Genomic DNA, 11,476 nt, shown 5'->3' with positions numbered 1-11,476 from the left:
ATTCCCGATCGTCCGTCCGTCCTGATCGTTGGTGGTGGGTTCGGCGGTGTGGCTGCCGCACAGGCACTGCGCCACGCGCACGTCGACGTCACCGTCATCGATCGCCACAACCACTTCGTCTTCCAGCCGCTCCTGTACCAGGTGGCCTCCGGGACGCTCGCGCCGAGTGACATCGCGGTCCCGATTCGCTGGTACCTGCGCGGCCAGAAGAACACGCGCGTGATCCTCGGCGAGGTGACGCGCATCGACCTTGCCTCGCGCACGGTGTGCATTGACGGCGAAGCCCATGTGGAGTCGTACGACTACCTCATCGTGGCCGCCGGCTCACGCCACGCGTACTTCGGGCACGATGCCTGGGAGGAACGTGCGCCAGGACTCAAGTCGCTCGATGACGCCCTGTTGATTCGTTCGCGCTTCCTCAATGCCTTCGAACAGGCCGAGCTGACGCACGATGACAACGCTCGCGCGGCATGGCAGACGATCGTGATCGTGGGCGGTGGTCCCACCGGGGCGGAGCTGGCGGGCATCATGATGACCATCGCGCGCCATGCACTGCGCAGCGACTTTCGTCGGATCGACACGGCCAGCACGCGCGTGTTGCTCGTGGAGGGCGGCCCGCGCATCCTGCCCACGTTTCCGGAAGAGTTGTCGCACCGGGCACTGCGCGACCTGCAGCGACTCGGCGTGGACGTACGACTGAATGCCAGCGTGTCGCAGGTGGAGGACGGCTGCGTGCGCATCGGCGACGAGGTGATTCGCACGCAGACGGTGTTCTGGGCAGCAGGGAACGTGGCATCGCCGCTCACGCGTCAGCTCGGGGTGCCTCTCGATCGCGCCGGTCGCGTGCTGGTGGAGCCCGATCTCTCCATCCCCGGGCACGCGGAGGTGTTTGTGGTGGGCGACCTGGCCGTCACGACGCAGAGAGACGGCCGACCGGTGCCCGGTGTCGCGCAGGGCGCGATCCAGGGCGGTCATTGCGCCGGCGACAACGTCTATCGGTCGGTGACGCGCAGGGAGCGCCGGCCGTTTCGCTATCTCAACAAGGGCGACATGGCGACCATCGGGCGCCACAGTGCGGTGGCGGACCTGGGCGGCCCGCTGCGATTCGGCGGTGTGTTCGCGTGGCTGCTGTGGCTGTTCATCCACATCGCCTACCTCGCCGGGTTCCGCAATCGTCTCGTCGTGCTGATCCAGTGGGGCTGGGAGTACCTCACGTACCAGCGTGGTGTCCGGCTGATCCTGCACTCGGACGGGCGGCCACCGCGTTAGGCGCCGGGCGCGAAGGGTCGGGCGGCCGCGGCGTACCTCGTCTGCCCGGGCCTGAGGGCGTCCGGCGACCACGGAGGTGCGTGGTCCACGCCCCCCAGCTCACCCGAGGAACGGCGTCGTGCGTCGCTGGCGCTGCTATGGTTCGGGAAACCGGAAGTCCCATGCCGAGTCAACCTCGCCGCCCAGGTGCGGCAGCTCGGCGCGCCACCAGCGCACGCGCTCGCGGCTGACGTCGAGGCTCCACGTCTCCTGCGCCACCGGGTTCGGGTGTGCGATGGCAGACGGCGTGAGCACAGCGCCGCAGGGGCCATGCTCGGGGTCGCGCACCGACTCGTAGCGGATCACGGCAACCCCGGCCGCGCGTGCCGACCTGCCTAACGCCTGACACGCGGCATAGTCCGAGGGATGCGTCCACTCCGCACGGCGCGCGTCGAGCGGAGGCAGGCGACAGTCGAGTGCCCGCCCCCGCACGACGCACTGGAACACCGTCTGCGGCGCAGGGTCGAGTCGCGGTAGCGCCGGCGAATCGCGCAGGAAACGCCAGCGCCAATACCCAAGCTCCGCACAGGCGGTGCGCTGCGACTCGGCGCCGTAGAGCACCCCCGGCTCGTGCGGCTCGCGAAAGCGGCTGCCCCACGGGCTCCGGTACCGAAACGGTGTGACCAGCAAGTAGTGCAGACCCGCGGTTTCCGCCGGGAGGGCCGGCTTGCCGCTCTCGATCAGATCCTCGAGCAGTCGTTGCTCGGCCCGTGTGTCCACGAGGGGCAGGGTGGACACCACGTGTTGCGCTTCAACGGCACGCCAGAGCGCGAGCTCCACGTCCTCAGATGCGTCCGCGTGCCGCATCGAGGTACTGCACGGTGCGCACGAGCCCCTCAGCGCTGCGTACCAGGTCGATGGGACGGCCACCCAGCGCGAGGTTGGGGCCGCGCATCCAGGTGCGTGCCTGCTCACCATGCCCCACGACTGCGTCGAGCGAACGAAAGACTCGAAGAAAGAGCACTCCCAGCTCCCACTCCTTCCTTCGCGATGGATCCAGCATGTACATGCCCGCGACAAGCCGCGACGCGGTGGAGCGACTCAGCCCCAAGGCGTCAGCCAGCGCTGCCTGTGAGACCCCCAGAAAATCCGCGGCTCGCACGACCGCCTTGCTGAGCGTCGGGCCCGGTTCCGGCTGGGTGAGGATGGATGGGATGGCGGACATAGAATGTGTCTGCAGAAACAATACACTAGAATGTTGGCTCCTGCAACACACGGCAAGGTGCTTGGTGGGTTAGCAAGCCGTCCGATTCGATGGCAGCGGAGAAATCACGGAGCTTCGCTTGGGGAGCGCTCCGCATCGGAGATCGGTACTGACGCGGCCTCTGCCATCGCCTCCGATGCGCGGTGCCGTCAGACCGGGCTCGCCCCCTCGCGGCTCGATGACACGACATCGACCATGGTGGTCGCCCTTGTACTCCGGCACACTGGAGCGGATCGTTAGAGGCACGTGGGGGGAACGATGGGTGGAAGGTGCTGATTCGATCGTGTCCGATCCTCTAGCCATCAAGTCATTGCCCCACATGCGCTTGCGAATCGCCCTCCTCGCGACTCTGGCCCCGGCCGTCCTGGCGGGCCAGTGGACCAACCGGTACCCGAAGAATGCCGGGTATGCACACCAGGTGTACCTGGAGGGATACGAGCTACCAACCATGGGGAGCGGCCCCATGGACCCAGCGCCTGCCCCCGACGGTCGGTCGCTGCTGATCGCGTCGCGAGGGTGGATCTGGCAACTCGACCTCACGAGCGGCGTCGCCCACCGGATCACGAACGGTTCGGGTGTCGACGCGCGACCGACCTGGTCGCCCGACGGCAAGCGGTTCGCGTTTGTGCGAGATGACGGTCGGACCACATCGGTTGTGGTGCGGGATGTGGACGGCGGGGCAGAACAAGAGATCGAGCGCGGGATGGCGCTCGACCCGGTCTTTACCCCGGACGGTGTCGGCCTGGTCTACAGCAGCCTCACACCAGGCGGCGACCTGGACCTCTGGTCGGTCACTCTGCAGACCGGGACCAAAGCTCGGCTCACCGCGGAGCCCGGGCTCGAGCTGAGAGCGCAACTTCACCCAGATGGCGAACGCACCCTGTACGTCTCCAAGAACCGCGTTGGGGACAACATGGTCAGGCTTCGACGGCGTGGGGACGCCGGTCCTGGTCAGACCCTCCTCACTGACAACATCCTGTCGCTCATCAGGCCAGCACTTAGTGCAAGTGGCGCTGAAGTGGCCTATAACTGGCCTGTAATTGACGGGTGGGAGCTGAGGACGATGTCACTCGATCGACCCTCAGCGTCGACTCGCCTGTTCGGCCGCCGACGTGGCCGACCGCTGACCCCTGCGTGGAGCCGCGACGGACAGTGGATCTACTTCACGGAAGCCGATAGCGCACAACGGTTTCACCTGTATCGTATCAACCGGAACGGAGGCTCTGTCACCCCGGTCGAGGTCACGTCGTGGGACTACGGAACCCCGACGGGTCGCGTCGTTGTTCGCACGCCGGGGCCGGCACGCATCCACGCTCGTGATGCGGCCGGCCACCCGCTCATTCCTACGTCGGGTATGGTCCGTTTTGATGGGCAGAACGGACTCACCTACTTCTACTCGTCAGGCACGCTCCAACTCGAAGCGCCGGTCGGGCGCGTCGAAATCATGGCGGTCCAGGGGCTGGCGTCGGCGCCCGTTTCCGTCCAGGTCGACGTCGCGGCCGGCGCCACGGTCGAGGCATCGCTCGCCCCCCGAGCGCTCTGGGATGCGTCGGCGAATGGGTGGTTCGCGGGCGACCACCACTTTCACCTCAACTACGGTGGTCAGGTGGATCTGGCGCCGGCTGACCTGTTGGCGCCGATGCGCGGCGAAGCGCTCGACGCGGGAACGCCCATGCTCGCCAACCTGCACAATCGATTCGAGGATCAGGAGTTCTTCTCCGTACGATCGACCGCCGCTTCGCCGATGATCGCCTTCTCCCAGGAGGTGCGCGCCCACTTCCTCGGGCACATCGGCCTCATCGGTACCTCGTCGCTCTTCTGGCCCTGGATCTGGGGCCCGGGCTACCAGATGTACGGTGCTGACGATCGCCTCAACGCTGAACCGCTTGCCGAAGGACGCCGCCAGGGAGGCCTGGGCATCTACGTGCATCCAGTCTCTGGCAGCGACCCATTCAGCGAGGCCGGACTCTCCAGCATCCCGATCGCTCTGATCCCGGACGCCGTCCATGGTGCGTTTGATCTGCTGGAGATCGCGTGCCTCTGGAGCAACGAAATCGGCTCGACCGAGCTCTGGTATCGGCTGCTCAACGCCGGCCTCCAGGTAATGCCGTCGGCTGGAACCGATGCCATGACCGACCTGCACCGCACCATGGCCCTTGGCGCCACCCGAGTGTACGTGCGGCCGGAAGGCCCGTTCACGTGGGAGAGCTACATGGCCGGTCTTCGCGCCGGTCGGTCATTCGTGACCACCGGGCCAATGCTGGAACTTGAGCTGGGTGGTCTGCGTCCGGGTGACGTGATACCGCGCGGGGGCCGAGAGGTGCCGTTTACCCTCGCGGTGCACTCGGCGATGCCGGTTGATTCCGTCGCCATCGTGGTCAACGGGCGCACGCTGTGGAGCGGTGTTCCGGGGCGGGCGCCATTCTCGCAGACGTTTCGCGGCAGCGTGCGGGTTCCCGCAGGTGGCTGGGTGGGCGCGCGCGTCCTGGGTCCAGCGGTGGACCGCTGGCCTGCGATGGCAAGCCGCGTGTTTGCCCACACCGCACCGATCTGGATCGGTGGCCGCGGAACGACCGACCCGGTCTCGCGCCGAGCGGCAGTCACCGACCTCGAGCGCGCCTTGGCAAACGCCGAGCAACGCCTGCTCGCGGGATATGCCGGTGCGCCGATTCCGGTGCTCCGGTCCTACTTTGGCGAGGCGCGCGCTCGTCTGGCCGAGATCGGTCGCAGGTAGCCGGCCGGGGCCGGGCGTCCACGGGACAACCGGACGGAGGACCGCGCCCTACAGGAGCCGGGATCCTGCAAGCCGACCGACGATGGCGACAAGCCTCTTCGGTGGGGATCACGGTGCCCGCCCGGCCGGAGCGGTTGCCACCATTATGCGGAACGGTCGGATGGGACGACCCGTCTTGCTGACGGCCTGACCGAGATTCACTATAGACGTCTCCGAGTCCCTGACATTTCTGTCAGGGGTTTTCGGGTTGCGCCGGCGAACGCAAGGCGATCACGGAGAATCGGGCATGAAGGTATGGGTTGCCACCTCGGCAACGAGCACACTGCTCGCGGCCGTGGCATCGGCTGCATGGTTCACCCCCGCGACTCTCGAAGCCCGGACACCGGCGGCGAAGGTCGCGGTGTCATTCGCGGGACCGTTTGCGTTTCCGCACTCGGCGCCACGGCGCGTGATCGCCCCGATGCCGCCTGAGGCGCTGACGGCGATGGTCAAGCAGACCTGCGCCGCGTTGTGCCACAGCGAGCGACGCAAGGCCGGCGATCTCTCGCTGGCAGGCTTCGACGTGGCCAGGGCAACCGCCACGCCTGACGTCGCCGAGAAGATCATTGCCAAGCTGCGTGCCGGGATGATGCCGCCACCGGGCGCACGGCGACCGGCCGGAGACACGCTGCCTGCCCTGGCCGACGCCCTCGAGCGCCTGATGGACACGCATGCGGCGCTGAAGCCCGAGCCCGGCACGCGCACGTTCCAGCGGCTCAATCGCGCGGAGTATGCCGAATCGATCCGCGACCTGCTGACGCTGGAGGTCGATGCAGGGGACTGGCTGCCGCTCGACACCAAGAGCGCAAACTTCGACAACATTGCCGACGTGCAGATGCCGTCGGCAACGTTGCTCGATGCCTACCTCGACGCAGCGAGCGAGATCAGTCGACTCGCCGTGGGCGACCCCAAGGCGAGTGTTGCATCCACCACGTACAAGCTGCCGCGCCTCGCCTCGCAGTGGGACCGTACTGATGGCGCGCCGATCGGTACGCGCGGCGGCATCTCGGTCATGCACACGTTCCCCGCCGACGGCGAGTACGTCTTTGTGGCGCAGCTGCACGCCATTCCCACGGGCCAGCTGTTCGGGTCCGACGCGCCGTTTGACGAGAAGATCGAGGTGTCGGTTGACGGTGCGCGCGTCGCGCTGCTGGACATCGATCGATGGATGTCGCAGGCGGATCCGAACGGCATGGACATCAGAACGTCGCCGATCCAGGTGCGCGCGGGAGCGCATCGCGTGACGGTGGCGTTCACGCAAACGTTCGAAGGTCCGGTCAACGACAACCTGGCGCCGCACGGTCACAGCATCGCCGACACGCAGATTGGCTCCGAGCCGGGCATCACCAACTTCGCGCACCTGCGCGACATGACCGTCACGGGCCCCTACAACCCCACCGGCGTCTCGGAAACGGCGAGCCGCCGCAAGATCTTCTCCTGCCGCCCCCTGGCTGCGGCGGAGGCGAGACCCTGCGCCGAGAAGATCGTCTCGACGCTGGGCGCCGAGGCGTACCGCCGCCCGCTCACCGCCACCGACGTGAAGGGGCTGCTGGCGTTCTACGACGAAGGCGCAAAGAGCGGCGGGTTCGAGCTCGGGATCCGAACGGCGCTCGAGGCGATTCTGTCGAGCCCGCACTTCATCTTCCGCTTCGAGGAGCTTCCTGCCACCGTCAGGCCGGGCGACCGCGTGGCCGTTGGTGGTCTCGACCTGGCGTCACGCCTCTCGTTCTTCCTCTGGGGCACGCCACCGGACAGCAAGCTCCTTTCGCTCGCCCGTGCCGGCACGCTTGGGACAACACCGGTGCTGCAGGCGCAGACTCGGCGCATGCTGGCCGACCCGCGTGCCGAGGCGCTGGCCACGCGCTTCGCCGCGCAATGGCTGCGCCTCCAGGACATCGACAAGGTCCACCCGGACGCACTGCAGTTCCCCGATTTCCACGAACAGCTCGCGACCGACATGCGGCGCGAGACGGAACTCTTCTTCTACAACATCGTTCGCGAGAACCGGAGCGTGCTCGACCTGTTCTCGGCGGACTACACGTACCTCAACGAAACGCTGGCAAACCACTATGGCATTGCCGGCGTGACGGGCAACGAGTTTCGGCGGGTGGCGTATCCGGATGATCGTCGCCGCGGCCTCCTGGGTCAGGCGAGCGTCCTGACGCTGACCTCGCACGCCAACCGGACCTCACCGGTGCTGCGTGGCAAGTGGGTGATGGAGGTCATGCTCGGCTCGCCGCCGCCGCCCCCGCCGCCAGGCGTCCCCGACCTCGACGAGACCGGCGAGGCGAAGGAGGGTCGGATGCTCACCACGCGCGAGCGGATGGAGATGCACCGGGCCAATCCGCAGTGCCGCTCGTGTCACCTGTTCATGGACCCGATCGGACTCGCGCTCGACAACTTTGACGTGACGGGGCAGTGGCGCATTCGCGAAAATGGCGCGGCGCTCGACACGCGCGGCACGTACTACGACGGCACCGAGATTTCGACGCCCGCGCAGCTGCAGGCCGTGCTGCTCAAGCGACCCGCGCCGCTGCTTCGGACGTTCACCATGAACCTCATGGCATACGGTCTCGGTCGTCGCGTGGAGCCGTACGACATGCCCACCGTGCGTCGCATCGTCGCTGATGCGGAGCCCGGCAACTACAAGTTTGCCGACTTCGTGCTGGGCATCGTGAAGAGCGATGCCTTCCGGATGCGGCGCGTTCCCCTCGCCGCCACCGCCGCGACCGATGCCGGCACCAAGGGTGGGCCAGAAGCCCGCCAGCCCTGACCACCACGCACCTGGAGCAGGAATCACCGATGCAATTCCTGATTGGAAAGCCGCTTCCCCGTCGCAGGTTCGTGAAGGGCATGGGCGCCACGGTGGCGCTGCCGTTCCTCGACGCGATGGTGCCGGTGGGCCGCAGTGGCCTGGGCAAGGCGGCGACGGATCGCACGCGACTCGTCGCCATCGAAATGGTGCACGGCGCGGCCGGCTGCAATGAGCTTGGCGCCAAGCTCAATCTGTGGTCGCCTGCGGCCGCGGGGCGGAGCTTCGATCTGGCGCCCACCGCGCTCAGCTCGCTCGAACCATACCGGGAGTACCTGACCATCGTCTCCAACACGGACGTGCGTGGCGCCGAGCCTATCACGCCCAAGGAGATCGGCGGCGATCACTTCCGGTCGAGTGCGGTCTACCTCACGCAGTCGCATCCGCGGCAGACCGAGGGCTCCGACGTGCGGGTCGGTACGTCGCTCGATCAGATGTATGCACAGCGATTCGGCCAGGAGACGCCGATTCCGTCGCTGCAGCTCTGCATCGAACCGGTGGACCAGGCGGGTGGCTGCGCCTACGGCTATGCCTGCGTCTACACCGACTCCATCAGCTGGGCGTCGCCGACCGAGCCGCTCCCGGTCATCCGCGATCCGCGGGTCGCCTTCGAGAAGCTGTTCGGCGTCGGAGGGTCCGCGGCGGAGCGCTCGTCGCGCCGACAAACGCGCCGCAGCATCCTCGATTTTGTCGCTGGTGAGCTGACGTCGCTCAAGAAGACGCTCGGCGCCGAGGACCGCTCCCGGATGGACAAGTACCTCGAGGACATCCGGGAAGTCGAGCGACGGATTGCGCGCACCGAGGCCCGCAACGCGTCGGGCGAGCCGCGTGACCTCCCGGGGGCCCCCGCGGGTGTCCCGGATTCCTTCGCCGAACACGTGCAGCTGATGTTCGACATCCAGGCGCTTGCCTTCGCCGCCGACATCACGCGCGTCTTTTCGTTCAAGATGGGGCGCGATGGCTCCAGCCGGACGTACCCGGAGAGCGGGACCGACAAGCCGTTCCATCCAGCGTCGCACCACGGCGGCACGGAGAAGAACGTCAAGGATTTCAACCTCATCAACAAATACCACGTGGCGATGCTGCCGTACTTCCTGGACAAGCTGAAGGGCATCCAGGAAGGCGACGCCAACATGCTGGAGAAGACGCTCATCATGTACGGCTCACCGATGGGCGATTCGAACCTGCACAACCATCGTCGATGCCCGCTGATCGTCATGGGCAAGGCGAACGGCCGACTCGACGGCAATGTCCACATCAAGGCAGCGAACGACACGCCGATGGCCAACGCCATGCTCAGCGTGATGCATTCGCTCGGCATGGACGACACGAAGGCCTTCGGAGACAGCACGAGCGCGCTGTCGCTCCGCGCGTCTGACGCGACGCGCACGGATCCCGGCCAGTGAGAGCGCCCATGCTGCGACGCGTGTACCCCCTGATGGCGCTTGCCGTCGTCCTGCTTGCTGCAGCCGCGGCGCCGAGCGATGAGTCGCCGGTGGCCGATGCCGCCATGAAGCGGGACACCGCGAAGGTGAGACTGCTCATCAGGCAGGGCGCCGACGTAAACGCCGCGCAGAGCGACGGCATGACCGCGCTGCATTGGGCGGCGGCGATGGGGGATGTGGCGACGACGCGCATGCTGGTGGTGGCCGGGGCGCGCGTGGAAGCAACGACCCGCAACGGGAGCTACACGCCGTTGCATCTGGCGGCGCGCGCGGGTCGTGGAGCGACGGTGAGTGCGCTCATCGAGGCCGGCGCCAACGTGAACGCCGCCACGACGGCTGGTGGGGCGCGTCCGCTGCACCTGGCCGCGATGCAGGGCAGCGAGGAGGCGGTCGCCGCATTGCTCAAGGCCGGCGCGAGCGTCGACCAGAAGGACGGCGCCTGGGAGCAGACACCTTTGATGTGGGCGGCCAACTACAATCGGGTTGCCGTCATCACGTTGCTGGTGAAGTCCGGGGCGAGCCTGAAGGCGATGTCGAAGATCGAAGACACGCCGGCCCGGGATCGGGCCGATCGCGCCTCGAATCAGTTGCGCCAGCGGCGCGTTGCGGCGCTGAAGGCGGCTGAGCAACCGCCACGTCCAGCCGGTGCTGCGGTCGCTGCCGGTGCCGGCGGAACGACCGGCCCGCAGCCCGCCCAGCTGGCACGGGCGCGAACCGATAGCGGAGCGTCGCCGACCGGCCGACGCAGTGCGACACCGGCCACGGCCGCGCGTCGCGATTCCTCGGCGTCGCCGGTGCGCGACTCGGCGGCCACGCGGCGGCCGGCGACCGACAACGAACCGCGCCCGGCCAACACCGCCAGTGACACGCAGCAGGACTCCGCGCGCACCCGGGCGGGGCAGGAGCGTTCGTTAGGCTACGCCGACCTGGTCGGCAATCGGGGCGGTCTCACACCGCTGCTGTTTGCCGTGCGGCAGGGGAACACCGCCGCCGTCGAAGCGCTGCTCGCGGCTGGTGCGCCGATCAATGATGTGAGCGGCGGGGATCACACCAGCCCGCTCCTCATGGCCACGATCAATGGCCACTTCGACATCGCCATGCAGCTGCTCGCCAAGGGTGCGGACCCTCGGCTCGCCAGCGAGGCCTGCGCTACGCCGCTCTACGCAACGATCAACGTGCAGTGGGCTGCCAAGTCTCTGTACCCACAGCCGACCGCGCAAACGCAGCAGCAGACGACGCACCTCGAACTCATGGAGGCGCTGCTCGCAAAGGGCGCCGACCCGAACGTGCGCCTGACGAAGCACCTGTGGTACATGTCGTACAACTTCGACCTGCTCGGCGTAAACACGCAGGGCGCTACACCGTTCTGGCGTGCGGCGTACGGGCTGGACGTCCCGGCGATGAAGCTCCTGCTCGCGCACGGTGCCGACCCGAACATCCCGACGTCCAAGCCGGCTGGCCGGATCCGGAACGACGACTCGTCGCCCGATGAAGAAGGCGGCGCCGCGAAGGACCCTTCGGGCCTGCCGCCCATTCCGACCGGTGGTCCCGGCGTCTACGCGGTTCACGCTGCGTCGGGTGTTGGCTACGGCGAAGGGTTCGCCGCCAACTCGCACCGGCACGCACCCGACGCGTGGATTCCGGCGATGAAGTTCCTCATCGAGGAGCTCAAGATGGACGTGAACCAGCGCGACCTGAACGGGTTCACCCCGTTGCATCACGCGGCGGCGCGGGGTGACGACGACCTGATTCAGTACCTGATGTCGAAGGGCGCCGACATCACCGTCGTGAGCCGTCGCGGCCAGACGGTGGCCGACATGGCCAACGGCCCCGTGCAGCGCATTCCTCCGTTCGTGGAGACCGTCGCCCTGCTCGAGAAGCTCGGGAGCAAGAACTCGCACAAGTGCCGGAGCTGCTGAGCGTCGACCCAGTGC

7 protein-coding genes are annotated in these 11,476 nt (G+C 67.5%); 5 read left to right on the top strand and 2 right to left on the bottom strand.

From position 1 onward, the window contains the following. Positions 1-24 precede the first annotated feature (24 nt). On the top strand, positions 25-1,269 hold the full coding sequence (locus tag IT361_03205) for an NAD(P)/FAD-dependent oxidoreductase (GenBank protein ID MCC6316676.1): 1,245 nt from the start codon (positions 25-27) through the stop codon (positions 1,267-1,269). 135 nt (positions 1,270-1,404) lie between these two features. Here IT361_03205 and IT361_03200 read toward each other — a convergent pair whose 3' ends face one another. Together IT361_03200 and IT361_03195 are read right to left on the bottom strand one after the other, a co-directional pair. Next, positions 1,405-2,115: an RES family NAD+ phosphorylase gene (locus IT361_03200; protein MCC6316675.1), complete on the bottom strand. Its 711-nt coding sequence runs from the start codon at positions 2,113-2,115 to the stop codon at positions 1,405-1,407. Next, positions 2,093-2,488, bottom strand: coding sequence for a DUF2384 domain-containing protein (locus IT361_03195; GenBank protein MCC6316674.1), 396 nt, complete (start codon positions 2,486-2,488; stop codon positions 2,093-2,095). The genes IT361_03200 and IT361_03195 overlap by 23 nt, the downstream gene beginning before the upstream one ends. Before the next feature lie 343 nt (positions 2,489-2,831). Between IT361_03195 and IT361_03190 the strand changes: the two genes are divergently transcribed. The 4 genes from IT361_03190 to IT361_03175 all read left to right on the top strand — a co-directional run bounded on the left by IT361_03190 (position 2,832) and on the right by IT361_03175 (position 11,461). Next, complete coding sequence (locus IT361_03190; GenBank protein MCC6316673.1) at positions 2,832-5,246, top strand: CehA/McbA family metallohydrolase; 2,415 nt, start codon at positions 2,832-2,834, stop codon at positions 5,244-5,246. A gap of 286 nt (positions 5,247-5,532) precedes the next feature. Then, positions 5,533-8,058, top strand: a complete 2,526-nt coding sequence (locus tag IT361_03185; GenBank protein ID MCC6316672.1) for a DUF1592 domain-containing protein — start codon at positions 5,533-5,535, stop codon at positions 8,056-8,058. A gap of 29 nt (positions 8,059-8,087) precedes the next feature. After that, the gene (locus IT361_03180; GenBank protein ID MCC6316671.1) at positions 8,088-9,503 is read left to right on the top strand and encodes a DUF1552 domain-containing protein; all 1,416 of its coding nucleotides are present in this window, start codon (positions 8,088-8,090) and stop codon (positions 9,501-9,503) included. Between the two features lie 8 nt (positions 9,504-9,511). After that, complete coding sequence (locus tag IT361_03175) at positions 9,512-11,461, top strand: ankyrin repeat domain-containing protein (protein MCC6316670.1); 1,950 nt, start codon at positions 9,512-9,514, stop codon at positions 11,459-11,461. Positions 11,462-11,476 lie beyond the last annotated feature (15 nt).

Source organism: Gemmatimonadaceae bacterium (assembly GCA_020846935.1).
Taxonomy (GTDB): domain Bacteria; phylum Gemmatimonadota; class Gemmatimonadetes; order Gemmatimonadales; family Gemmatimonadaceae; genus RBC101.
The sequence above is the reverse complement of the archived record's forward strand: the minus strand, read 5'-3'. Positions and strand labels throughout refer to the sequence as shown.

What these genes read in the sequence shown, in the direction of transcription:
- IT361_03200 (MCC6316675.1), bottom strand. Translation starts at nt 2,115, where the DNA reads ATGCGGCACGCGGACGCATCTGAGGACGTGGAGCTCGCGCTCTGGCGT.
- IT361_03190 (MCC6316673.1), top strand. Translation starts at nt 2,832, where the DNA reads ATGCGCTTGCGAATCGCCCTCCTCGCGACTCTGGCCCCGGCCGTCCTG.
- IT361_03185 (MCC6316672.1), top strand. Translation starts at nt 5,533, where the DNA reads ATGAAGGTATGGGTTGCCACCTCGGCAACGAGCACACTGCTCGCGGCC.
- IT361_03180 (MCC6316671.1), top strand. Translation starts at nt 8,088, where the DNA reads ATGCAATTCCTGATTGGAAAGCCGCTTCCCCGTCGCAGGTTCGTGAAG.
- IT361_03175 (MCC6316670.1), top strand. Translation starts at nt 9,512, where the DNA reads ATGCTGCGACGCGTGTACCCCCTGATGGCGCTTGCCGTCGTCCTGCTT.